The organism is Rhizobium sp. BK456 (assembly GCF_014194045.1).
GTDB lineage: Bacteria > Pseudomonadota > Alphaproteobacteria > Rhizobiales > Rhizobiaceae > Rhizobium > Rhizobium redzepovicii.
Genome location: NZ_JACIAO010000001.1, coordinates 1,010,500 through 1,034,245, shown reverse-complemented (window position 1 = coordinate 1,034,245; position 23,746 = coordinate 1,010,500). Strand labels below are relative to the sequence as shown.

Here is a 23,746-nt window from a genome sequence, read left to right as displayed (position 1 = left end):
GGGCCCCAGGGCTGTTCGCCCATGTTGCTAACGCCGCGGCTTATGCACGGGCAGCCGATCGCAATCAAGAGGTTCAGGCAGCGTGATGCTGGATCAGATCGAAGCTGTTGCCGTAGGGATCGGCAAACACCGCGACCGTGCCGTAAACCTCATGCCGCGGCTCCTCCAGAAAGCGCACGCCGGCGGCGCGCATTGCGGCATGGTCGCGGGCGAAATCGTCGGTCTTCAGGAAGAAGCTGACCCGGCCGCCTGTCTGGTTACCGATCGCCGCCCGTTGCGTGTCGTTTGCGGCCTGCGCCAGCAGAAAGGCTCCGCCATCTCCTCCTCTGGGCTTCACCACCACCCAGCGCTTGCCCTCCGGCTGCGGCTCGTCCTGAAGGCAATCGAAACCAAGGGCGCCGCAGTAGAATGCCTTGGCGCGGTCGTAGTCGTCGACGACGAGGGTGACGAGGAAAAGCGACTGGATCGTCATGTCATATCTCCCGATTGAGATGTTTATTCCAGGCTGGATCGGCAATATCCGTTATTTTAAGCCGAAGTGATCAAGTCCATTACTCACAATTGAGTATAAAATTTCACAGAAAAGCTTTTATTGAACTGAAAATCCTCGACCGCGCAGGGGCGTGCGATGGCCGCCCTGTCAACCGCCAGGAGGAACCATGCAGACCGCCAGTTTGCTCGCCATGGCAGGCCTTTTCGCCCTACAATCCGCAACCAGCGCCGTCGGTCAAGACAGCAAACGGCCGGTCATTCATCTTCCCAAGCAGGAGGCACGCCCAGCCTACACCGTCCAGACCGTCAGTGTCCGCACCGGCTGTTTTCCCGCGCGTCTTCAGGCGGTGCTGTCGCATATCGCCGCAAAAACCGGACGCCGGCCGATGATCACCTCCGGCCTCCGGGCGCATCCCCGCCGCCATGGCTCCCTGCATGGAAAATGCCTGGCGGCCGATATCAGGATGCCGGGCCTGTCGGAACGCACCATCATCGCAGCCGCCAGAAGCGCGCCCGGCATCGGCGGCATCGGCACCTATTGCAACGGCATCGTTCATGTCGATGTCGGACCGCAGCGGCGATGGGTGGATTGCTAGACCTTGACGGCGCTACGCATCCTCCGCCGCCGCCGGCTTGCGGTTCAGATTGCGGCGGATCATGCCGAGATCGGCGCCGCCGATCAGGAAGGCGGCGGCGAAATAGACCAGCATGGAAATCGCGATCAGCAGCCCCAGCGTGCCGATCTTGGTTAGAAGCGGCGAGCCGGAGGCGAGCCAGGGTGCGAAATACTGCTTGAGAAAGACGATGGCCGCCCCCATGACCGCCGCCGCGACGATCAGCAGGGCGGTGCGTTTTGCCAGCGCCCATTCCCATGTCAGATGGCCGCGGCGCAACAGCGTAGTGAACAGCAGCACGGTGCTGATCCAGCCGGCGGTGGCTTCGGCAACGGCGATGCCGGGCGCGCCCATAAAGGGAAAGAGGGTGAGCGCCGTGGCGCAGTTGGTGGCAACCGCGATCGCCGAAAAGCGCATCGGCGTCTTGGTGTCCTCGCGCGCATAGAAGCCCGGCTGCAGCGCCTTGATCAGCACGAAGGCCGGCAGCCCGATGCCGTAGATCGCCAGGATCGCGCCGACGACGGCGGTGTTTTCCTGATGGAAGGCGCCGCGCTCGTAAAGAACGCGGATGATCTCGTCGGAGAGGATCCACAGCGCGAAGGCGGCAGGGATCGTCAGGAACAGCACGAATTCGATCGAGCGGTTCTGCAGGTTTCCGGCTTCGCGCAGATTGCCGCCCTTCAGCGCCCGGGCAAGTTCCGGCAGCAGCACCACGCCGACGGCGACGCCGACGACGCCGAGCGGCAGCTGATAGATCCGGTCGGCATATTGCAGGGCTGCGATCGCGCCGTCGCGGGAGGAGGCGATTGCCTGGCCGATCAACTGGTTGATCTGGGTGATGCCGCCGGTCACGGCGGCCGGCACCGCAAGGATCAGCAGCCGCTTGACGTTCGGCGTCATCTTCGGGAAGCGGAAGCCGATGCTCATGCCGGCCGCAAGCACGCCGATATAGACGACGGCGAGCTGCAGCACGCCGGCGGCAAGAACACCCCAGGAGAGATACCAGGCCGTCGCCAGCGGATCGGCGCCGGTATAGAGCGCATAAAACAGCGCCCCAATCATCACCACGTTGAGGAAAACCGGCGCGATAGCGGCGGCGAAGAAATGATGCAGCGAATTCAGCATGCCGCTCATCATCGCCGTCAGCGACATGCACATCAGATAGGGAAACATCACCGCCGCCATGCGGATGGTGATCGAGAACTTGTCGGGATCGTCGGCAAAACCCGGCGCGATGACGAAGCGCACCAAAAGCGGCATGGAAAGCTCCATCACGATGGTGATGAGGAGCAGCACTGAAAACAGCACGCCGAAGACTTCCTCGGAAAAGCGCTTGGCCCCTTCCGTGCCGTTCGCTTCGATCTCCTTGGCAAAAAGCGGTACGAAGGCGGCGTTGAAGGCGCCCTCGGCAAACAGCCGGCGAAACAGGTTCGGGAAGCGGAAGGCGGCGTAGAAGACGTCGGCCATCGGTCCGGTGCCGAGTGCGGCTGCCATCAGCGTTTCGCGGGCGAAACCGAAGATGCGGCTGCCGAGGGTGGCGCCGCCGACGGTTGCGAATTTCTTGACGAGACTCATGCTTGGGGGCTCATGCGGGCGAATCGGCTTTCTTTTCGGCTGACGGCGATGTCCGGGCGGTGGCGGCCGGCGCGATGATGCCGGAGGGCATGCGCTCGCGCAGTTCGTCTTCCTCCTCGGCCATGACGGCCTTCATCCGGGCGGTGATGTTGGCGCGCTTGCTGTCGCCGGAGATTTTCTGGCCGACCAGGTCGGTGACATAGAAGGTGTCGATCACCTTCTCGCCGAAGGTGGTGATGCGGGCCGACTGGATGTCGAGCGACAGATCGGAGAGCACGGCGGTGATCTCAGACAAGAGACCCGGCCGGTCGAGGCATTCGACCTCGATGACCGTGAACTTGTTCGACAGGCTGTTGGTGATGTTGACCGACGGCGGAATGACGAAGGCTTTGCTCTTCTTGCGATTGCGCGCCCGCGTGGCGATGACCTCGGGCAGCCGCTTGCGGCCGGACAGCACGTCCTCGATCATCCGTCCGATCGTCGCGGCCCGGCGCAGCTCGTCGGCATCGTCGGTAAATTCGCGGCTGACATGGATGGTGTCGAGCGCCCGACCGTCCGACGTCGTGAAGATCTGCGCGTCGACGATGTTGGCGCCGGCCGCAGCACAGGCGCCGGCGATAACGGCGAGCAGCCGCGGATGGTCGGGCGACAGCACGGTGATTTCGGTGATCGCGTGGAAACTGTCGGTGCGCACCGTGGTGGCGAGCGCCTGGCCGGCTTTGTCGGCCTGGCGGATGAAATGGGCGTGGCGGATCTGGTCTTCCAGCGGCACCGAGAGCAGATAGGGCTGGTAGTGCAGCTTGGTATAGGTATTGCGGTCCTTCTGGCTCCAGTCGGCAAGGGCCGCATGCAGCGCCTCGGCGGCGGCATTGGCGCGCTCCTTGCGGGAGACTTCCGAAAAACCGCCGGCCAGCAGCAGCTCGGTTTCATAATAGAGCGTGCGCAGAAGCTGGCCTTTCCAGCCGTTCCAGACGCCGGGGCCGACGGCGCGGATATCGCAGATCGTCAGGATCAGCAGCATCTTCAGCCGGTCGAGCGACTGCACCCGGTCGGCAAAATCGGTGATCGTCTTGCGGTCGGTGAGGTCGCGGGTCTGCGCCACCATCGACATCGTCAGATGTTCCTCGATCAGCCAAACGACGATTTCCGTCTGCTTCTGCGACAGGCCAAAGCGGCCGCAGAGCTTGCGGGCGACGCGTGCGCCGGCAATCGAATGATCCTCCAGGCGGCCCTTGGCGATATCATGCAGGAGAACCGCGACATAGAGCGCCTCGCGGTCTTCGATGCCTGAGAACAGCTTGTTGGCGAGCGGATGCAGATCTTCGGCGCGTGCCTGATCGATCTCGGAGAGAACGTCGACGGTGCGGATCAGATGTTCGTCGACCGTATAGTGGTGATACATGTTAAACTGCATCATCGCGACGATCTTGCCGAATTCGGGGATGAAGCGGCCAAGCACACCGGCCTCGTTCATCCGCCGCAGGATCAGCGCCGGATCGCGCTTCGACGTCAGGATCGACATGAACAGCCGGTTCGCCTCGTCGTTTTCCCTGAGCCGGTTGTCGATCAGGGCAAGCGAGCGAGTGACACGTTTCAGCGCGTCCGGATGGAATTCCAGCCCGTTGATGTCGGCGACGTGGAAGAGCCGGAGGATGCTGACGGGATCGCGCTTGAACACCTCGGCGTCGGCAAGCGCGATGCGGCCGCGGTCCTCGACGAATTCGACGCTGCCGGCGATCTTGCGGTTGCGATGGGTGAAGCGGCTGATGACGCCGGTCAGGCCCGGGATCGACTTCGCCTGCTGGTCTTCCAGTGCGGCGCAGAGGATTCGGGTCAAATCGCCGACATCCTTGGCGACGAGGAAATAGTGCTTCATGAAGCGCTCGACGGCCGAAAGGCCGGGGCGGGTGTGATAGCCGAATGCTTCGGCGATTTCGCGCTGGATGTCGAAGGACAGGCGCTCCTCGGCCTTGCCTGTCAGGAAGTGCATATGGCAGCGTACCGCCCAGAGAAAATCGTCGGCTTTCTCGAGCAGGCGGTATTCGTGCTTCGACAAGACGCCGAGCTTGACCAGCTCGGCCTGGTCGCGCACGTGATAATAATATTTCGAGATCCAGAACAGCGTGTGCAGGTCGCGAAGCCCGCCCTTGCCTTCCTTGACGTTCGGCTCGACGAGATAGCGTGTATCGCCTGCCTTGCGGTGGCGCTCGTCGCGCTCGGCAAGCTTGGCGGCGATGAACTCAGGGCCGGTACCGGTGACGATTTCCTTGTCGAAGCGGGTCTCGAGTTCGGTTTCCAGCCGCTGCAGGCCGCAGATGTAGCGCATTTCCAGGATGGCGGTGCGGATCGTCATGTCGGACTTGGAAAGCGCGATGCATTCTTCCACCGTACGGGTGGCGTGGCCGACCTTGAAGCCCATGTCCCAGAGCACGTAGAGCATGAACTCGACGGCCTTGTGCGTCTCCTCGGTCGGGCGCGGCGGGAAGAGGAAGAGCAGGTCTATATCGGAGCCCGGCGCCAGCGTGTCGCGGCCGTAGCCGCCGACGGCGGTGACCGCAAACTTGTCCTTCTGCTGCGGAAAGATATGGGCGGTGGCGAAATTGTAGAGGACGGTGATGATCTGGTCCTGCAGCCAGGAAATCCGGTAGGCGCAATTCAGCCCGCCGCCGTCGGCCATAAGTGCGGCCCGCGCCTTCTGCCGGCCTTCCGTGCTCGCCTTCTTGAGCACCGCAAGCAGGTCGGCGCGCAGCACGTCGGGCCGGTTGCGGTTGGCCTCGGCAACGGCGTCGCACTGCTTCTGCAACAACTCGACGTCGAGAATATGGGAAAAATCAAGCTCGCGCATCGCTGTCGCCGGGGCGGTTTCCTGTTCATGCCGGGCGGCCGCATCCGGGCTCGCCTCGTGTTTCGTCCGCATGCGCTATAACCCCTTTATCAGGCGATTGACACGGGCCCTCATACTGCAAGAACCTTTAAATTTGGCGAAATGGTGTTGGTAAGCCGCGCGACGGCTTTCCTGAAAACTCAGGTGGTGGCCCGCGCATTCAGCAAATGCAGCACCTGCCGCGTCTCTCTCATGATCTCCTCAAGCGACTGTCTGTCGCACTCGCGATAGCCGGCCTTGGCGATCGAAGTTCCGAGTTCCGAGATCATAGCGCAGCAGCGGGTAATTTTCAGCATGCCGATCGGCGACGTCCAGCCGCGCGCATTGCGATCGGCGTCGGCGCGCCGCATCGTGTCGAGCATGGAGCAGATGAGCGAGAGGCGCTCCGTTTCGCGTATCAGCTTTTCCATGAACATCGCGTGCCGCTGCCCTATTTCAATTTCTTCTTGAGGTCGTAAAGCGCGTCCATTGCCTCGCGCGGCGTCATATCGTCAAGGCTCATCGCCTTCAGCGTCTCCTCGACCTTGGACGGTCCGCGGGCCGTGTCCTCGCGGCGCACCGCCACCTGGAAGAGCGGCAGGTCGTCGATCAGTTGGCTCGCCGGGTTCTTGCGGTCGGCATCTTCGAGGCGAGTGAGCACATCGCGGGCCCGCGTCACCACCGAGGCCGGAAGCCCGGCAAGGCGGGCGACCTGGATGCCGTAAGAGCGGTCGGCCGCGCCCGGGCCGACCTCATGCAGGAAGATGACGTCGCCGTCCCATTCCTTGACGCGCATCGTCGCGTTCGATAGCCGGCCCAGCTTTTCCGAAAGCACGGTCAGCTCATGGAAATGCGTGGCGAAGAGGCCGCGGCAGCGGTTGGCCTCGTGCAGATGCTCGACGGAGGCCCAGGCGATCGACAGGCCGTCGAAGGTGGCGGTGCCGCGGCCGATCTCGTCGAGGATGACGAGCGAACGGTCGCTCGCCTGGTTGAGGATCGCAGCGGTCTCGACCATCTCGACCATGAAGGTGGAGCGCCCGCGCGCCAGGTCGTCGGACGCGCCGACGCGCGAGAAAAGCCGGTCGACGATGCCGATATTGGCTGAGGTCGCCGGCACGAAGGAGCCCATCTGCGCCAGGATCGCTATCAGCGCGTTCTGCCGCAGGAAGGTCGATTTGCCGCCCATGTTCGGGCCGGTCAACAGCCAGATCGCGCCGTCCTTGTCGCCTGCCTTCGGCGAGAGATCGCAATTATTGGCGACGAAGGGACCGCCCGCCTGCCGCCGCAGCGCCTGCTCGACGACCGGATGGCGGCCGCCCTCGATGGCAAACATCTTCGAGCTGTCGACCTGCGGACGGCAATAGGCCTGCTCTTCGGCGAGCAGCGCCAGGCTGGCTGCAACGTCGATGACGGCAAGCGCCCGGGCGCCGGATTTGATCGCCTCGGCTTCCGCAACCACGGCCGCCGTCATCTTCTCGAAGGCGGCAAGCTCGATCGTCAGCGCCCGATCGGCGGCATTGGCGATGCGGCTTTCGAGATCGGCAAGTTCGGTGGTGGTGAAGCGCATCGCGCTCGCCATCGTCTGGCGGTGGATGAAGCGGGCCTTGGCTTCGGCCGTGTCCGTCATCGGCGAGGCATTGCCGGCGGTCACCTCGATGAAATAGCCGAGGATGTTGTTGTGCTTGATCTTCAGCGACCGGATGCCGGTCTCTTCGGCATATTGCAGTTGCAGCCCGGCGATCACCCGGCGCGACTGGTCGCGCAACGCCCGGACCTCATCGAGCTCGGGGCTGGCGCCGTCGCGCAGGAAGCCGCCGTCGCGCTTCAGCAGCGGCAATTCGTCGGCAAGCGTTTCGGCCAGCAGGGTTTCGAGCGCTGCGGGAAGGGCCTGCAGCCCGGACAGCGCCTGGCCAAGCTCTTCCGGCAGCATCGCATTTGCAAGCATGGCTGCCACGTCGTTCGCCGCTTGAAGGCCCTGGCGAATGGCTGACAAATCGCGCGGGCCGCCGCGGTCGAGCGCCAGGCGCGACAGCGCCCGCGGCATGTCCGGCACATGTTTCAGCGTGTCGCGCAGATTGCCGCAGAGCGAGGGTTCGTCGATCAGGAAGCCGATCGAATCGAGCCGCGCATTGATGCGGGCGGGGTCGGTCAGCGGCGACATCAGCCGCTCGGCCAGAAGCCGCGCGCCGCCGCCGGTGACGGTGCGGTCGATCGCTTTCAGCAATGAGCCGTTGCGGTCGCCCGACAGCGTGCGGGCCAGTTCCAGATTGGCGCGGGTGGCGGGATCGATGAACAGCGTTGACGCCGCACTTTCCCGCTCCGGCTTGCCGAGCGCCGGCCGCTCGGCGATCTGAGTCTTCTCGACATAGGCGACGGCGGCGGCAGCCGCCGCCAGCTCGGCGCGCGAGAAGGTGCCGAAGCCGTCGAGCGTCGCAACGCCGAAATACCGCGCGATCCGACCTTCGGCGCTGGCGCTGTCGAAGAGCACGGCAGGCTGCGGCACGGCGGTGCGACCGAGCACGTCGAACACCGGCTTGAGTTCCGGATCGTGGAAGATCGTCTCGGGCAGGATCAGTTCGCGCGGATCGATGCGCAGGATATCGGCAAGCAGTCGCGAGGCTTCGGTTTCGGCCAGCCGGAAGACGCCGGTGGAAATGTCGATCCAGGCAAGCGCCAGCAAAGGTTCGGCCCCGCCGCGAATGCGGGTCAGCGCCATCAGATAGTTGGATTCCGAGGGCGAAAGCAGCTTTTCTTCGGTGATCGTGCCCGGCGTGACCAGGCGGACGACATCGCGCTTGACGACGGATTTGCCGCCACGCTTTTTCGCTTCGGCCGGATCTTCGACCTGCTCGCAGACGGCGACGCGGAAACCGAGCGAGATCAGTTTCTGCAGGTAATCGTCGGCCGCATGCACCGGAACGCCGCACATCGGGATATCCTGGCCCATGTGCTGGCCACGCTTCGTCAGCGTGATGCCGAGCGCACGGGAGGCTTCCAGCGCATCCTCGAAGAACAGCTCGTAGAAGTCGCCCATGCGATAGAAGAGCAGCGAACCCGGATTGTTCGCCTTGATCTCTATATATTGCTCCATCATCGGCGTCGCCGAGGCACGACTTTCCGCCGTGGCAAGCTCGGCAGCCGAAAAGGCTTCATTCTCTGTATCTATTCGTGCGTTCACGGAGGTGCAGTTTTTCCCAAAAAAACAGGTGCCAACCCTATCCGCGCGCCGCTATAGATGACAACAGCATTTGAGGAAGAGCGAAGCGTCGCCCACAGGACGTTGGAGGATTTATGCCCGATATCGATAAGAAGGACCGGCCGGCGACATCAGTTACCGACCAGGAGGCGCTCGATTTTCACGCCACGGGCCGGCCCGGCAAACTGGAAGTCGTCCCGACCAAGCCGATGGCGACGCAGCGCGACCTGTCGCTCGCCTATTCGCCGGGTGTCGCCGTACCGGTGAAGGCGATCGCCGCCGATCCGCAGACGGCCTACGATTATACCGCCCGCGGCAACATGGTCGCCGTCATTTCCAACGGCACGGCCATTCTCGGTCTCGGCAATCTCGGCGCGCTGGCCTCCAAGCCCGTCATGGAAGGCAAGGCGGTGCTGTTCAAGCGCTTTGCCGACGTCGATTCCATTGACCTCGAGATCGATACGGAAAATGTCGACGAGTTCATCAACTGCGTGCGCTTCCTCGGTCCCTCCTTCGGCGGCATCAATCTCGAGGATATCAAGGCGCCGGATTGTTTCGTCATCGAAAGCCGGTTGCGCGAGCTGATGGATATTCCCGTCTTCCATGACGACCAGCATGGAACGGCGATCATCGCCGCCGCCGGCCTGATCAACGCGCTCGAACTGACCGGCCGCGACCTGAAGACGACCAAGCTCGTCTGCAACGGCGCCGGTGCTGCGGCGATCGCCTGCATCGAACTCATCAAGGCGATGGGCTTTGCGCCGGAGAACATCATTCTCTGCGACACCAAGGGCGTCATCTACCAGGGCCGCACCGAGGGCATGAACCAATGGAAATCGGCGCATGCGGCAAAGACCGATACACGCACGCTTGAGGAGGCGATGGACGGCGCTGATGTCGTTTTCGGCCTGTCGCAGAAGGGCGCCTTTTCGGCAGAGATGATCCGCTCGATGGCGGATCGGCCGATCATCTTCGCCATGGCCAATCCCGATCCCGAAATCACCCCGGAAGAGGTCGCTCGCATCCGCGACGACGCCATCATGGCGACCGGCCGCTCGGACTACCCGAACCAGGTCAACAACGTCCTCGGCTTTCCCTATATCTTCCGCGGCGCTCTCGACGTCCGCGCCTCCACAATCAACGACGCGATGAAGATCGCCGCCGTCAAGGCGCTGGCAAACCTTGCCCGCGAGGATGTGCCGGATGACGTGGTTGCCGCCTATCAAGGCAACCGGCCGCGCTTCGGCTCGCAATACATTATCCCGGTTCCTTTCGACCCGCGGCTGATCTCGGCGATCCCGGTCGCGGTGGCGGAAGCGGCGATCGAAACCGGCGTCGCCCGCAAGGTCATCACTGATATGGCCGGTTATGCCCGCGAGCTTTCGGCGCGCCGCGATCCGATCGCCTCGACGCTCGCCAGCCTCTATGAGCGGGTGCGCCGCCGCCCGAAGCGGATCGTCTTTGCCGAGGCCGAGGAAGAACAGGTCCTGCGCGCAGCACTCTCCTACGCCAACCAGCAGCTCGGCACCGCCATCCTGCTCGGCCGCGAGGACCTGATCCGGTCGACGGCCGAACGCGCCGGCATCGATCTCAACCGGCCGGGGCTTGAAATCGTCAATGCCCGTATTTCCACCCGGGTCGAAGCCTATATTGACTATCTCTATGCCAGGCTGCAGCGGCACGGTTATCTCCACCGCGACGTTCAGCGGCTAATCCATAACGACCGCAACCACTTCGCCGCCACGATGGTGGCGTTGGGCGACGCCGACGGCATGGTGACGGGTATCACCCGCAACTATTCCACCGCGCTGGACGATGTGCGCCGCTGCATCGATGAAAAGCCTGGCCACCGCGTCATCGGCGTGTCGCTGGCGCTCTGCCGCGGCCGCACGGTCTTCGTGGCCGATACCGCCGTCCACGACATGCCGACGGCCGAGCAGCTTGCCGATATTGCCGAAGAGGCCGCCGGTCTGGCGCGGCGCATGGGCTATCAGCCGCGCGTCGCCATGCTCGCCTATTCCACCTTCGGCCATCCCTCGGGCGAACGTTCAGAGCGGGTGCGCGAGGCGGTGAAGATCCTCGACAAGCGTCGCGTCGATTTCGAATATGACGGCGAGATGGCGGCCGATGTCGCATTGAACCGCAAGGTGATGGAGCAATATCCCTTCTGCCGCCTTTCCGGCCCCGCCAACGTGCTTGTCATGCCGGCCTTCCACTCGGCCTCGATCTCGACCAAGATGCTGCAGGAGCTTGGCGGCTCGACGGTAATCGGCCCGATCCTCGTCGGTCTCGACAAGCCGGTGCAGATCACCTCGATGGGCGCCAAGGACAGCGACATCGTCAACATGGCGGCGATCGCCGCCTATGGGGCGGGTTCGTAACCTGTCCTGCGTTTCTGAGACGCCTTTTGGCCCGGCCGACTGTGCGTCGGCCGGGCATTTACCCGGCTTTAGACTGGCGCCAAGGGGTGAAGCATCATGAGCGCCAAAGCCTGCCAGCCATTGCCGGCCGATCGTGCCTGGCCTCGAGCGCGCCTCCTGAAGATGAGATCAAGTTGAGAAACAAACTTGTCGTTTTAGCCATCGTGGTCGCCAGCTGTTTCGCTTATACGAAATTGATGGCCAGGGTCGGCTCAGGCTCGCCGCCTCCGGATGCGCCATTGGAACAACAGGCTGACCTCATTCGCGTTTATAAATCCGAACGCCGCATGGTCCTTTTGAGAGGCGATGCTCCCATCTCTACATACCGGATTTCTTTAGGCACGGCTGCCGATGCCGGGCCCAAGCAGCGAGAAGGTGACGAGAGAACACCTGAAGGACGTTATGAAATAGACTGGCGAAATCCAAAGTCCATGGCCTATCTGAGCCTGCACATTTCCTATCCAAATCCGGATGATCGGCGCAACGCTGAAGCAGGAGGTTTTCCTGCCGGGGGCGATATCATGATCCACGGGCTTCCCAATGGCTGGGGCCTCTTCGGAAACGTCCATCACCTGTGGGATTGGACGGATGGCTGTGTTGCAGTAACCAACTCGGAGATGCGCGATATCTGGGCTCGGGTCCCCAACCATACGCCGATAGAGATCATGCCCTGAAACATTGCCGGGGCCTGGCGACTAGGAAAGGCTCTAGCTCGCGAAGCGGCCCGCGTCGGCGCCGTAATAATTCAGGTAGCGGTCGGAAATGCTGGAGATCGGCAGCACGATCAGCACGTCGGTCGTGTTGAAGGCGTGGTCGACGACGGCGCTGGAGCCGACCATCGCGCCCAAGCGCATGTAACCCTTGATCAGCGGCGGCAGCGCCATCAGCGCGCGCTTCGGGTTGACGGCCTCGATCGGCATCAGATCCATGTTGCGGGCGAGATGCGGCAATGCGCTGACGGCCCATTCGTTCTTCGCCAGCACATTGTGGTAGAGGAAGGACAGCGCCAGCGCATGGCTTTCCAGATAGACGCCGGGGAAAGAGGCGCAGCCGAACATGGCGCTGACGCCGTGCTTCAGCGCATAGGCCCAGTTGCCCTGCCACAGAAGCTCGACGGTGCGTTTGGTGCGGTATTCCGGCAGTACGCAGGAGCGGCCGAGCTCCATGAAGCGCTTATCCGGATGTTTGGCGAGGAGGCCCTCGATCTCGAATTCGGAAGCCGAGTAAAAACCGCCATTGGCCATGGCGACATCCTGGCGCAGCAGGCGGTAGGTGCCGACGATCTGGTCTTCCGGGTCGCCCTCGATCGTGCGGTCGAGAACGAGAAGATGGTCGCAAAAGGCGTCATAGGCATCGACATCCCGCTGGCGGCGCATGGCGTCCAGCGGCAGTTGCGCCTTCATTTCGTCGACGAAAACGCGGTAACGCACGGCTTGGGCGGCATCGATCTCGCGCGCCGTGCGGGCAAGCCGGGTTTCCAGATTGCCGATGCGGCCGAGGATGTCGCCGTCCGTCTGGGCAGCCGCCGTCAAGGGCGGTGCAACCTCGGTGGTGTCACGATTCAGGATGTCGATGGCGGACATGGCGATTCTCCCGTTGCCGGCTTATCGACGCCATAAAACACTTCTCTGCGACAGGAAAGTGACATATTGAATTTGTGAACGCAAGAAGCATGCCGGCCCCGCGGCACGTTATCGCGCCTCTGCCCGGCGGGCGGAAAGTGCGGCGACCGCCTGCACTTCGGTCAGCAGCCGCACCGGGTCGACCGGCTTTACCATCACCCGGTTGGCGCCGTTCAGCAACACCTGGCGGCGCGATTCGTCGCTCTTGTCGGCGGTCAGCACAATCACCGGCACCGAGGCCAGATCGAGCCGTCTTTCGTGGCCGCGCAGGCGTCCGAGCATGTCGATGCCGTTGCCGCCGGGCATCGACAGGTCGCTGATGATGATATCGGGCCGGGCATTCGCCTCGCAAAGGGCGCAATCGAGCAGCGCCTCGAAATCCTCGACATGGCGCACCTTATGCCCGCCCTTCTCCAACACGACGCGCACCAGCATGGCGTTGATCGGATCGTCCTCGCCAAGCAGGATGTTGAGCCCGCTGGCGGCAACCATCGGCTCCGCCGCCGAAAGGCCAAAGCCCGGCTGGTTGTCGTTCAGCGCGTCGCGCTTCTCCATGCCGCGCATGCGCCCGCGCAGCACGTCGATCAGCGACTGTTCGCGCAGCGGCCGGATGAGCCAGGCATCGAAGAGGTCGAGCGGATGGGCGCTGCGCTCTTCCGGATTGACGAGCAGCACCTTGCGCAGGCCAAGGGCGGCGATTTCGGCGCGATCGGCAAGATGGGCGGCAAATTCCGCCGACATGCGATGGTCGATGATGATATCGGTCGGCCGCTTTCCGCTATTGGCCAAGCCGAGCAGCGTCGTCCGCGCGCTCTCGCCGTCGCTGACCAGATGGCAGAGGCCGCCGAGCGCGGTGATCGTCTCGGCGATGGCGGTGCGTGCAGCACCCGTCGGCGCCAGGAGCACGACGCTGTTGCCGGCAAGCAGCGTATTGCGCCGGTCAGGGCGCTCGCTGCCGATATCGACAGGGAAGCGGATGGTGAATTCGCTGCCTCTGCCCTTTTCGCTGGCAACCGTCAGCGTGCCGTTGAATTCGCGCATGATGCGGGCGGAGATGGCAAGGCCGAGCCCGGTGCCGCTGCTCCTGTCGGCAACGGTCCCGCCCTGTTCGAATTCGCCGAAGACTCGCGCCTGCTCCTCCGCCGTCATGCCGGGACCGCTATCCGTAACCGTGATCGACAGGTCGTCCGCATCGAGCGAGACGCGAATGAAGACGCCGCCGACCTGGGTGAACTTCACCGCATTGCCGATGACGTTGAACAGAACCTGGCGCAGCCGCGCCGGGTCGAAACTCATATTCTCCGGAACGTCTGATGACACCGTGGCGCCGATCTCGATGCCTTTTTCATGCGCCCGATGGGCGAGCATCTCGACGACGCTTTCCAGAAGCTTGCGCAGCGATTCCGAGCGCGGGTGCAGCGCGAAGCGGCCGACCTCGATGGTGGAGAAATCGAGCAGATCCTCGACGAGCTGCGTCAGCGCGTGGCCGGACTGGCGGATATTGGCGAGATAATCCTGCTGCTCCTGCGTCAGCCGCGTCTCGGCGAGGAGATGCGTCATGCCGAGCAGGCCGGAAAGCGGCGTGCGCACCTCGTGGCTGACGGTGGCAAGCAGCCTCGACTTGGCGGCGCTGTTATATTCGGCCTTCTGGCGGGCCTCCTCGCGGCCCTGCGCGATCAGCCGCTCGTCGGTCACATCGCGCGCCACGCTCTGCAGCAGCAGCCGGCCGTTTGCCGGGTCGCGGGTGACGACGTCGCGCCAGAGAAAGATGCGCTGGCCGTCCGGCGTCGAGATCTCGACATCGAAGCAGTGGGGTATCGGGCCGGGGCGAAAGGCAAGCCCGATCTCCTCGCAACTGTGCCCTTCGGGACGCAGGCGCCCGGTCAGCCGGCGAAACGTATCGTTGGCGGAAATGATGCGCCGGTCCATGCTGCGGCTGACGGTGATATCGCCGAGCACGTCGTGGACGTCTGCAAACAGCTTGGCGCCGTCGTTCCAATCCGGCAGCGATTTGCCGCCGCTGGGGGGCCTGCGCCGGCGAAACATCAAGACGGCATAGCTGGCGATGACGGCAAGGCCGAGGACCACAAGACCGCCCGAAAGCAGCAGAGGATCGCCGGCATGGGCAAGCAGAGTCAGGATCATCGCGGCAAGCAGGCCAGCGCCGCCAAGCCAGTAGACCAGCAGGCGCCGTGTCGCTGCAGGCCCCATCTTGCCGTCATCGGCCGCCTGAGGCGCCGATGTGCCGGGTCGCGAGAAGAACTCCGCCATCCGCTCTTCGCGCGGCTTGGCGGCGGGTCCGCCGAAGGCGGCGGACAATCTTTCCTGCAACTGTCCCAGATTCTGCATGCAATCTGGCTAACATGAGGCCTCTTCCGAATGCCTTCAGGAATTCGATAAGATTTTAGCGGCCGGCCTTTTTCGGCAGCAGCAGCTCGTCGAGAATGACGCAGCCAGCCCCGATGGTGATGAAACTGTCGGCGAGATTGAACACCGCGAAAGACCAGCTGTCGGTGTAAAACAAGATGTAATCGATCACGTGGCCATAGGCGAAGCGGTCGACGAGATTGCCGATCGCGCCGGCGATGATCAGCGCGTAACCGAGATGGGCAAGCCAGCGGTCCTTCGCCGTGCGGTACCACAGCCAGATGACGAAGGCGACGATGACGAGGCGCATGCCGACGATGAACCAGCCATCCATGCCCTCCAGCATCGAAAAGGCAACGCCGAGATTGTAGGTGCGGTAGAGCGCCAGCATCGGAATAACCGGCACGGCCTCCTGCAGCGGCAGGTAATGATCGACCGCGATCTTGACGATCTGGTCGAGGAAAACGGCGACGATGATGAAGAAGAGGATCGGCGCCGGGCGCGAAAACAGCGCGGGGCGGGCAGGCGTCTGTTCGGTCATTTGCCCTCGGCAAGTGAGAGGAGATGGCGGCGCGCCTCGAAAAGCATGACAGCGGTGGCGACGGCGAGATTCAGGGAATCGGCGCGGCCCTGCTGCGGAATGCGGGCAAGCGCGTCGGCTTGCCCGGCCAGTTGGTCCGGCAGGCCGGATTGCTCGTTGCCCATCAGCAGCACGACGGGCTTTTTCCGGTAGTCGATGGTGCGGTAGTCGACCGCGCCGGCAAGATGCGTCGCAACCACGGAAACGCCGGCCGATTTCCGCCAGGCGATGAACTCTTCCGGTGTTGCCCGCGCCACCGGAACGGCAAAGACCGAGCCCATGGTGGCCCGCACCGTTTCGAGCGAAAAGGGATCGGTCGTCTCTCCGATCAGAATGATGCCAGAAGCGCCGGCCGCATCGGCTGTGCGGATAATGGTGCCGAGATTGCCGGGGTCGCGCACCCGGTCGAGCGCCACCCAGGTCTCGCCATCCCTCGGCCGAATGCCCCGAAGCGGCATCCAGCGCTGCTCGAAGATGCCGACGACCATCTGCGGATTGTCGCGCCGGGTGATCGAGGCGATCACCTTTTCGCTGACTTCGAGCACCAGCCCACCCGAGGCGACGGTCTTTGCCGCCATCTGCTCGACCAGCGGCTTGCCCTTGGCGGCCTTGGCATAGACCAGCGTCCGGATTGTCCAGCCGAGTTCGATCGCATCGATGACGAGCTTCAGTCCTTCGGCCAGGAAAGTCCCGCTTTCCTCCCGCGACTTCTTGTTCGTCAGCGCCTTGATGTCCTTGATGATCGGATTGGCAAGCGAGGTGACTTCCTTCACCTGTCCGACCCTGCGCGGTCCCTGATCGTGGAAGTCCTTGCTCATTTCGGCACCCAGCGGGAAAAGAGGGAGGTGGAAAGCGCGCGGCCCGGCGTCTTGCCGTCGAGGCCGGCTTCGCGGATGACCAACTCGCCGGATTCGACCACGCCGCCGGCGCCCCGCATCGTCTCGCGCATCAGCCCGTGGATCGAATAGAAGCTAGCGCGGATCGAATAGGCGGTCAGCACCAGGCCGACGGCCTTCGGCGACAGGATCTCGCGGCAGACATCGAGCATCAACGGCAGATGCGCGAAAAGATGCCAGACTTCGCCGTTCGGGCCGCGGCCGAATTTCGGCGGATCGGTGAGGATGATGTCGTACTGGCTGCCGCGGCGTTCCTCGCGCAGGATGAATTTCATCGCGTCTTCGCAGATCCAGCGGATCGGCAGCTTCTCCATGCGCCCGAGCGCCTGGTTTTCCCGCGCCCAGCCGATCGCCTTCTTCGAGGCGTCGACATGGGTGACTTCGGCGCCGGCTGCGGCGGCAACCAGCGAGGCGACGCCGGTATAGCCGAAAAGGTTCAGCACCTTCAGCGGCCGGCCGGCCTTTTCGACCTGCTCCTTCATCCAGCTCCAGTGCACGATCTGCTCGGGGAAGACGCCGACATGACGGAAAGAGGTGAAACGGCCGAGGAAATCGACGCCGAGCAGGTTGAGCGGCCAGGTCTCTCCCAGCGCCTCCTTCGGGAAGCGCCAGCGGCCGCTGCCTTCCTCGTCGGTATCGCCGGTGAAGACGGCATTGACCTTTTCCCAGACATGCGAGGGCAGCGACGGCCGCCACAGCGCTTGCGCCTCGGGACGGATGATACGATAGGGGCCGTATTGCTCAAGCTTTTCGCCGTTGCCGCTGTCGATCAGGTGGAAGTCGCCGGCCCCGAGCGATTCGAGGATCACGGGCACGCGCTCAGCCGGGCGCTCGCCGCTGCGCGTCATCAGCGGCCGTTCGGGGGCGGCAGGCACGGCAGCCTCGCGCACCGTCTCGAGGGCAGCCGCAGGCCGCGCGACCGGCTTCGGCGGCCGGCCGACCCGGTCGTCCCTGCGGCTTTCCCCGGAAGGACCTGATGTCTTCTTCTGGCCCGGCCGGCGTTCTCTTTGTTTCAACGTGCTCTTCCGCGTGTCTGTCGGGATATGGTGAGAACGTCTGCATCTTCTGCAGCGCCCTTTGAATTATGCAGTAGCCCAGAAAAGCGTGCCGGATCAACTGCGCGCCGGCGCGGCATTTATTTCAAGCCTCCGATGACCGCCGGCGAAGCCAGCTTTCCGCCGCATAAAGGGCTGCGACATGCATCGACTGCATGATGACCGCGCCGGACTGCAGGTCGCCGAGGAGGGCGGCAAGATCCTCAAACAACAGCTCGACCTTCTCGCCCGGGTCGAAACGCGGTTCACCGGCTCGGCTGAGGTCGAGTGCCAGCCAGCTCGTCACCGCGTTGCTGTGGCTTGCTGCATTCGGGTAGGAGGTGAGCAGCTTGACGAAGGTGGAGGCTTCATAGCCGGTCTCCTCCCGGAGTTCGCGCCGGGCTGCCGCCATCGCCGCATCGCCGGTCTCGCTGTCGCCGTGCTCGACACCGCCGGCGACGAGCCCGTGGATGATCTCGCCGCGTCCATGCCGGTATTCCCGAGTCAGCAGCACGCGGCCGTCGGGCATGACAGGCACGACGTTGATCCAGTCGGGATAGTCGAGCACATGGAAGGGCGCGACGACGGTCCCATCGGCGGTGACGCAGTCGTCGCTTCGCAGCCGGATCCAGCGATCCTCATAGGTGATGCGGCTTGCCGCCACGCTCCACGGCCTCAATTCGTCACTCATCGCCAATTCCTTGCCCCGGAACGAGCGGGATAACATTCCTCTCCGCCTGGCAAAAGCCTTTCCCGCTGGGATAAAGTGAGCGAATCGGAGATGGGGTTATCGAATGGATTTCACCGGCGAAGAACGCATCGCCGCGCCGCGGGATGTCGTCTGGGCAGCGCTCAACGATCCCGAGATCATGCGCGGCTGCATTCCAGGCTGCCAGGCCATCGAGCGGCTGTCGCCGGATACCTTTGAGGCGACGATCAAGGTCAAGTTCAGCCTGCTGTCGGCTACCTTTCATGGGCTGCTGACACTGTCCAATGTCGATGCGCCGAACAGCTACACGCTGTCGGCCGAAGGCAAGGGTGGTCTTGCCGGCTTTGCCAAAGGAGCCGCCGATATCGTGCTCGAAGAAAGCGGTGCCGAGACCATCCTGCATTTTCGGGCAAAAGCCGAGCTCGGCGGCAGGCTTGCCCAGTTCGGCGCACGTCTGCTCGATGCGACCTCACAGAGGCTCGCCGAAGGGTTCTTTTCGGATTTCAATGCCGCCGTCGTCGCGAAGATGGCGGCTGGCTGATCCGGGCCCGACGCCACGCGCTTTGGGCTTGGCGTGGGTTGGGCCATGGGCTACATCCACGTCATGACGTGGACAATCAGGCCGCCGCGGGCGGAAGACCAGGAAATGCTCGCGGAGATTTATCTTTCCGTGCGCCGCGAAACATTCGTCTGGGTCGATCCCGGCAAATTCCACCGCGAAGACTTCGCCGCCCATACGAATGGCGAGACGGTCTTCGTCTGTGAGCATGAAAACGGCGGAGTAGCCGGCTTCCTGTCGCTCTGGCCGGCCGATGATTTCATCCACATGCTCTATATCAGCCCGGACTTCCAGGGCTTTGGCGCCGGTACGGCGCTGCTGCAGGCGCTGCCGGAATGGCCAGGCCACCGCTACCGGCTGAAGTGCCTGGTGAAGAACCGGCGGGCGAAGGCTTTCTACCTCGCCCACGGTTTCCGTGTGACCGGCAACGGCACGTCGCCGGAGGGCGACTATGAGGAACTGAGCTTTTTTCCGGTTTGACCGCTGCCGAAGCATCGCCGAAACCGAGCCGGTTTATCGTGCCGGAAGCTGCCCGGCGATTTCCTCGGCGCGGCTCTTGTGGCGGTCGGCCTCGCCCTGCCAGCGGATGGCTTCCTTGGCCTCGATGCGGGCGCGCTTGCGGTGTTTACCCTGGCTGAACCAGGTGGCGGCCGAGCCGATCAGCATGCCTGCGATCAAGGCAACGACCAGGAAGACGAAGAAGGGCGCAGAAACCGCAAGCACCTGATCTTCCGGCCGGAACGGATTGAAGGCGAGCGTGACGCTTTGCCGGTTGGCGACGCAGAAGACGATGAGGATGACGCCGAGCGGCAGCAGAATCAACAGGTTGACGATCTTCTTGGCCATTGGAGTTCTCCATGCGTCGGATGGCGCCGCCCTTTCTGAGCGGCGCGTTATAACTACGCATCGGCCCCGAAAATCGATTCCGATTTTCGGGGCCGATGCGTTAGCAGAATAGGAAAACGGTCTTCGAGATCAAGTGCGGATTCGCCGCAGGCGGCGTGCGGCGCTCAATCCTCTTCGTCGGCCTGGCCGGGATTGAGCCGCTCGCGCAGCTCCTTGCCGGTCTTGAAGAAGGGAACCCACTTCTCCTCGACGAAGACGGTATCGCCGGTGCGCGGGTTGCGGCCGGAGCGGGACGGGCGGTTCTTGACCGAAAACGCGCCAAAGCCGCGCAATTCGACTCGGTTGCCCGCAGCCAGTGCATCCGTGATCTCGTCGAGAACCGCGTTGACGATATTCTCGACGTCGCGATGATAGAGATGCGGGTTGCGTGCTGCAACAATCTGCACCAATTCGGACTTGATCACGTTCGCCCCCTTAAATTATTGATTTCTTATCAATCGCGGCCAACCTGCCAAACTGAAAGCAGCCCGTCAAGAAGCAACTTTGGGGGCAGGATTCCATTGATATCCTGGCCTTTCAAGAGATCATCATAACCGAAGATCGTAATCAACCGCGAAACAGCCCCAGCGAGCAGAAAGGGCGTGTTGCTCTTCTTGTCCCAGTCGACCATCGGCAGGTCGGCGTCGACGCCGCGCGATTTGAGATAGGCCCGGATTTCCGGCTCGCCGCCGATCGTATCGACGAGTTTCACCTTGAGCGCCTGGCGGCCGGTATAGATCGTGCCGTCGGCGAGCTTCAGCACCTCGTCGCGCGGCAGCTTGCGCCGGTCGGCGACCAGATCGACGAACCAGTTATAGCTGTCGACCACCATGTTGCGGATCATTGCCTTGGCCTCCTCGCTCGCTTCGTGGAACGGCGAGGGTTCGGCCTTCAGCGGCGAAGATTTGATCTCCTGCAGCGAGACGCCGATCTTATCGAGCAGCGGCTGGATCTGCGGATACTGGAAGATGACGCCGATCGAGCCGGTGATCGAGCTGTCGCCGGCAATGATCGTGTCGCCGGCGGTGGCGATCATATAGCCGGCGGAGGCGGCAAGCGTGCGCACATCGGAGACGACGGGTTTCTTGGCTGCGATCGCACGGATCGCCTTGAAGATCTTTTCGCCGCCATAGGTCGTGCCGCCGGGCGAGGAGATCGAAATCACTGCGGCCTTCACCTGATCGCTGGTCTCGACTTTCTTCAGCCGCTCCAGAAGCTCGTCGTCGTCGACGATCAGTCCCGAGATCGTCACGTGGGCGATATGCGGGCGCTCCGTCCCGCCATTGCCGAAGGCGAAGCTGTAGAAGGCCAGACCAAGTGCCACGATGAGGGCGACCGCGACGATACGCCAGAAGCCGAGCTTGCGGCGCAGCCGCCGGCGATCGGCGATGATCGAACTGTCCATGAGAAACCTCCAGCGCTGGCCCGGCTTCGGCATGCCGCCGATCGATCCGGTGAAATAGGTGGCAGCGGCGCGTACGAATGCCACTTTTTGATGTTTTTCCGTTTTGTTGCTTGTTGCAGAAAAAATTCCATATTGGCAAGCCAATGTAATAATGCGAAACGAACTGTGATTGGCGGCCGGCTTTGTTACGAGGCGCGGCAATCACCGCACATGGAACGAGACCTATGCTCGATACCCTGAAGAACAACGGAAATGCCGCCTATGCGGGCTCCGGCCGTAGCGCCTATGGCGATGCGTTGTTCCATTCCGCCCGCGTGCGGCGGCTGAAGATTTTGCTGCCGGTGGCAGCCCTCATCGTCGCGGCTGCCCTCCTGGCGGTGGCGTTGGTCAGCATCTATCTGCCTGAGAACGTCAAGTTCGAAGGCGCCAAGATCGAAAACGGCAAGGTCGTGATGGAAAAGCCGGCGATCGCGGGCCGCAATTCCGACGGCATCAATTATTCGATGCTCGCCGAACGGGCGTTGCAGGATATCCGCAATCCCGATCTCATCACGCTGGAGACCATCAAGGCCGCCGTGCCGATGAATGACGGCCTGATCGCCCGCGTCGTCGCCTCGACCGCCGACTACAACCGCGCCACCGACAACCTGCATATGACCGCTCCGTTCACCCTGGTGCTGAGCAGCGGCCTCAACGCGAATTTCCAGTCCGCCCGCCTCGATATCAAGGGCGGGAACATGCGCAGCGACGACCCCGTCACCATCACCAAGGACAATGCCTCCATTGTTGCGAAGACGCTCCAGATAACCGATAAGGGGCGGGTGATCACATTCGAGGGGAATGTTCGCATGAATGTCGATCCATCCACCATCCATAAACAGGGCACTTAACCAGCCGGGTCATCCATGACAAAAGATTGTCGCATTTCCACTTGCAAGACTGGCTTGGCGTTCATTGCCGGCGCATTTGCCCTTGTTCTGACGGCCGCGGGCGCGGGAGCGCAGCAGGCGGCCACGATGTCGGGCATGAAGCTTTCCAACGACCAGCCGATCCAGATCGAAAGCGACAAGCTGGAAATCCACGATCAGGAACACACGGCTTTGTTCACCGGCAAGGTCAAGGTCGTCCAGGGGACGACGACGATGCAGTCCGGCAAGATGACCGTCTATTACAAGGACAAGGCGGCAAAGCCGGCCGCCGACGGGACGCAACCCGCCGCCCAGCCGCAGCAGTCGGCCTCGCTGGCATCGGGCAGTGCCGATATCGACAAGATCCTGGTGACCGACAAGGTCCTGCTGACATCGGGCACGCAGACGGCGACCGCCGATGACGGCAAGTTCGATATGGCCTCGCAGACATTCATCCTCACGGCGGATCAGGGCAACAAGGTTATTCTGTCGGATGGACCGAACGTCTTCACCGGCTGCAAACTGACCGTTCACATGCAAACCGGTCAGGCGGAGCTTGAAAGCTGCGGCGGGCGTGTCCAAATTCAGCTCGATCCAAAATCGCAGCCGAATGCGCAGCAGAAGCAGAACTGAGAAGCCGGCCTCCCACGTGAAATTATCATCGCTATCCACCATGTTCGGCCAGCCCGGGCCACAAGCTGCGGGCGCCGCCGACAAAAGCCGTTATCAGGGAACGCTGATCGCACGCGGTCTGACGAAGACCTATGCGACGCGGCGCGTCGTCAATGGCGTCTCGCTGGTGGTGCGCCGTGGCGAGGCCGTCGGCCTGCTCGGCCCGAACGGCGCCGGCAAGACCACCTGTTTTTACATGATCACCGGCCTCGTGCCGGTGGATGAAGGCACGATCGAGATCGACGGCAACGACGTCACGACCATGCCGATGTACCGCCGCTCCCGTCTCGGCGTCGGTTACCTGCCGCAGGAAGCCTCGATCTTTCGCGGCCTGACGGTGGAAGAAAATATCCGCGCCGTGCTTGAAGTGCACGTCAAGGACAAGGCCGAGCGCGAGCAGAAGCTGAACGAGTTGCTGGAAGAATTCCATATCCAGAAGCTGCGCAAGAGTGCTGCAGTTGCCCTCTCGGGCGGTGAGCGCCGCCGTCTCGAAATCGCCCGTGCGCTGGCGACCGACCCGACCTTCATGCTGCTCGACGAACCCTTCGCCGGCGTTGACCCGATCTCGGTCGCCGACATCCAGAATCTCGTCCACCACCTGACGGCGCGCGGCATCGGCGTTCTCATCACCGACCACAATGTGCGCGAGACGCTGGGTCTGATCGACCGGGCCTACATCATCCATGCCGGCGAAGTGCTGACCCATGGCCGGGCGAACGACATCGTCAACAATCCGGAAGTGCGCCGGCTTTATCTCGGCGACAATTTCAGCCTCTGAACGGTCGATGATGCTAAAGACGGGGACGCTGCCTCAGTCATCCTGAAACGGCGCAAACCTTTCGCCGGCACCTGTCCCACCGCAGAAATTAACCGCGCCGACATAGTTCCGCTTGACCAAATGAGATAAAAAAGCAATTTTTGGGCCAGTTGGATTTCCGTCGCCTGAAGT

22 protein-coding genes are annotated in these 23,746 nt (G+C 63.0%); 8 read left to right on the top strand and 14 right to left on the bottom strand.

Annotation, left to right across the window (positions count from 1 at the left end):
- Positions 1 to 73: 73 nt before the first annotated feature.
- Positions 74 to 472 (bottom strand): VOC family protein, encoded by a 399-nt coding sequence (locus tag FHX03_RS05420; RefSeq protein ID WP_183779145.1) that lies wholly within the window; start codon positions 470 to 472, stop codon positions 74 to 76.
- A gap of 187 nt (positions 473 to 659) precedes the next feature.
- Between FHX03_RS05420 and FHX03_RS05415 the strand changes: the two genes are divergently transcribed.
- The gene (locus FHX03_RS05415) at positions 660 to 1,088 is read left to right on the top strand and encodes a YcbK family protein (protein ID WP_097624657.1); all 429 of its coding nucleotides are present in this window, start codon (positions 660 to 662) and stop codon (positions 1,086 to 1,088) included.
- A gap of 12 nt (positions 1,089 to 1,100) precedes the next feature.
- Here FHX03_RS05415 and murJ read toward each other — a convergent pair whose 3' ends face one another.
- The 4 genes from murJ to mutS all read right to left on the bottom strand — a co-directional run bounded on the left by murJ (position 1,101) and on the right by mutS (position 8,722).
- Positions 1,101 to 2,681, bottom strand: coding sequence for a murein biosynthesis integral membrane protein MurJ (gene murJ, locus FHX03_RS05410; RefSeq protein WP_183779147.1), 1,581 nt, complete (start codon positions 2,679 to 2,681; stop codon positions 1,101 to 1,103).
- A gap of 10 nt (positions 2,682 to 2,691) precedes the next feature.
- Entirely contained in the window at positions 2,692 to 5,598 is a 2,907-nt protein-coding gene (locus FHX03_RS05405; RefSeq protein ID WP_183779150.1) for a [protein-PII] uridylyltransferase, read from the bottom strand.
- Between the two features lie 107 nt (positions 5,599 to 5,705).
- Positions 5,706 to 5,981: a hypothetical protein gene (locus FHX03_RS05400; protein WP_054182031.1), complete on the bottom strand. Its 276-nt coding sequence runs from the start codon at positions 5,979 to 5,981 to the stop codon at positions 5,706 to 5,708.
- Between the two features lie 14 nt (positions 5,982 to 5,995).
- On the bottom strand, positions 5,996 to 8,722 hold the full coding sequence (gene mutS / locus FHX03_RS05395) for a DNA mismatch repair protein MutS (RefSeq protein ID WP_183779152.1): 2,727 nt from the start codon (positions 8,720 to 8,722) through the stop codon (positions 5,996 to 5,998).
- Between the two features lie 113 nt (positions 8,723 to 8,835).
- On the opposite strand from mutS, the gene FHX03_RS05390 reads away from it, so the two are divergent.
- Positions 8,836 to 11,121 carry an NADP-dependent malic enzyme gene (locus FHX03_RS05390; protein WP_097624661.1) on the top strand — a complete coding sequence of 762 codons (2,286 nt, stop codon included), beginning with the start codon at positions 8,836 to 8,838 and terminating at the stop codon, positions 11,119 to 11,121.
- Positions 11,122 to 11,294: 173 nt separating this feature from the next.
- Complete coding sequence (locus FHX03_RS05385; protein WP_183852834.1) at positions 11,295 to 11,834, top strand: murein L,D-transpeptidase family protein; 540 nt, start codon at positions 11,295 to 11,297, stop codon at positions 11,832 to 11,834.
- Positions 11,835 to 11,867: 33 nt separating this feature from the next.
- On the opposite strand, the gene FHX03_RS05380 is transcribed toward FHX03_RS05385, so the two are convergent.
- From FHX03_RS05380 to FHX03_RS05355, 6 genes are all read right to left on the bottom strand, one after another.
- Complete coding sequence (locus FHX03_RS05380; protein WP_097624662.1) at positions 11,868 to 12,743, bottom strand: GNAT family N-acetyltransferase; 876 nt, start codon at positions 12,741 to 12,743, stop codon at positions 11,868 to 11,870.
- A 108-nt stretch (positions 12,744 to 12,851) separates the two neighbouring features.
- The gene (locus FHX03_RS05375) at positions 12,852 to 15,131 is read right to left on the bottom strand and encodes an ATP-binding protein (RefSeq protein ID WP_097624663.1); all 2,280 of its coding nucleotides are present in this window, start codon (positions 15,129 to 15,131) and stop codon (positions 12,852 to 12,854) included.
- A gap of 55 nt (positions 15,132 to 15,186) precedes the next feature.
- The gene (gene lspA / locus FHX03_RS05370) at positions 15,187 to 15,690 is read right to left on the bottom strand and encodes a signal peptidase II (RefSeq protein WP_183779162.1); all 504 of its coding nucleotides are present in this window, start codon (positions 15,688 to 15,690) and stop codon (positions 15,187 to 15,189) included.
- Complete coding sequence (locus FHX03_RS05365; protein ID WP_183852832.1) at positions 15,687 to 16,547, bottom strand: TrmH family RNA methyltransferase; 861 nt, start codon at positions 16,545 to 16,547, stop codon at positions 15,687 to 15,689. The genes lspA and FHX03_RS05365 overlap by 4 nt, the downstream gene beginning before the upstream one ends.
- Positions 16,544 to 17,641: a class I SAM-dependent methyltransferase gene (locus FHX03_RS05360; protein WP_183852831.1), complete on the bottom strand. Its 1,098-nt coding sequence runs from the start codon at positions 17,639 to 17,641 to the stop codon at positions 16,544 to 16,546. The genes FHX03_RS05365 and FHX03_RS05360 overlap by 4 nt, the downstream gene beginning before the upstream one ends.
- Positions 17,642 to 17,765: 124 nt before the next feature.
- Positions 17,766 to 18,350, bottom strand: coding sequence for an NUDIX hydrolase (locus FHX03_RS05355; protein WP_183852829.1), 585 nt, complete (start codon positions 18,348 to 18,350; stop codon positions 17,766 to 17,768).
- A gap of 103 nt (positions 18,351 to 18,453) precedes the next feature.
- Here FHX03_RS05355 and FHX03_RS05350 point away from each other — a divergent pair, with 103 nt between their 5' ends.
- Together FHX03_RS05350 and FHX03_RS05345 are read left to right on the top strand one after the other, a co-directional pair.
- The gene (locus FHX03_RS05350; RefSeq protein ID WP_097624667.1) at positions 18,454 to 18,909 is read left to right on the top strand and encodes a CoxG family protein; all 456 of its coding nucleotides are present in this window, start codon (positions 18,454 to 18,456) and stop codon (positions 18,907 to 18,909) included.
- A 63-nt stretch (positions 18,910 to 18,972) separates the two neighbouring features.
- On the top strand, positions 18,973 to 19,407 hold the full coding sequence (locus FHX03_RS05345) for a GNAT family N-acetyltransferase (protein ID WP_183779346.1): 435 nt from the start codon (positions 18,973 to 18,975) through the stop codon (positions 19,405 to 19,407).
- 33 nt (positions 19,408 to 19,440) lie between these two features.
- Here FHX03_RS05345 and FHX03_RS05340 read toward each other — a convergent pair whose 3' ends face one another.
- From FHX03_RS05340 to sppA, 3 genes are all read right to left on the bottom strand, one after another.
- Positions 19,441 to 19,773 (bottom strand): LapA family protein, encoded by a 333-nt coding sequence (locus FHX03_RS05340; RefSeq protein ID WP_097624668.1) that lies wholly within the window; start codon positions 19,771 to 19,773, stop codon positions 19,441 to 19,443.
- A 164-nt stretch (positions 19,774 to 19,937) separates the two neighbouring features.
- The gene (locus tag FHX03_RS05335; protein WP_003544934.1) at positions 19,938 to 20,237 is read right to left on the bottom strand and encodes an integration host factor subunit beta; all 300 of its coding nucleotides are present in this window, start codon (positions 20,235 to 20,237) and stop codon (positions 19,938 to 19,940) included.
- A 29-nt stretch (positions 20,238 to 20,266) separates the two neighbouring features.
- A complete protein-coding gene (sppA, locus tag FHX03_RS05330; RefSeq protein ID WP_097624850.1) occupies positions 20,267 to 21,217 on the bottom strand; it encodes a signal peptide peptidase SppA in 951 nt (316 codons plus the stop codon).
- 224 nt (positions 21,218 to 21,441) lie between these two features.
- Between sppA and lptC the strand changes: the two genes are divergently transcribed.
- Genes lptC through lptB form a run of 3 tightly spaced genes read left to right on the top strand, consistent with a single transcriptional unit; the run spans position 21,442 to position 23,575 of the window.
- Positions 21,442 to 22,107 carry an LPS export ABC transporter periplasmic protein LptC gene (gene lptC, locus FHX03_RS05325; RefSeq protein WP_097624669.1) on the top strand — a complete coding sequence of 222 codons (666 nt, stop codon included), beginning with the start codon at positions 21,442 to 21,444 and terminating at the stop codon, positions 22,105 to 22,107.
- 15 nt (positions 22,108 to 22,122) lie between these two features.
- Entirely contained in the window at positions 22,123 to 22,758 is a 636-nt protein-coding gene (locus tag FHX03_RS05320) for an LptA/OstA family protein (RefSeq protein WP_097624670.1), read from the top strand.
- A 40-nt stretch (positions 22,759 to 22,798) separates the two neighbouring features.
- Complete coding sequence (gene lptB, locus FHX03_RS05315) at positions 22,799 to 23,575, top strand: LPS export ABC transporter ATP-binding protein (protein ID WP_003583867.1); 777 nt, start codon at positions 22,799 to 22,801, stop codon at positions 23,573 to 23,575.
- Positions 23,576 to 23,746 lie beyond the last annotated feature (171 nt).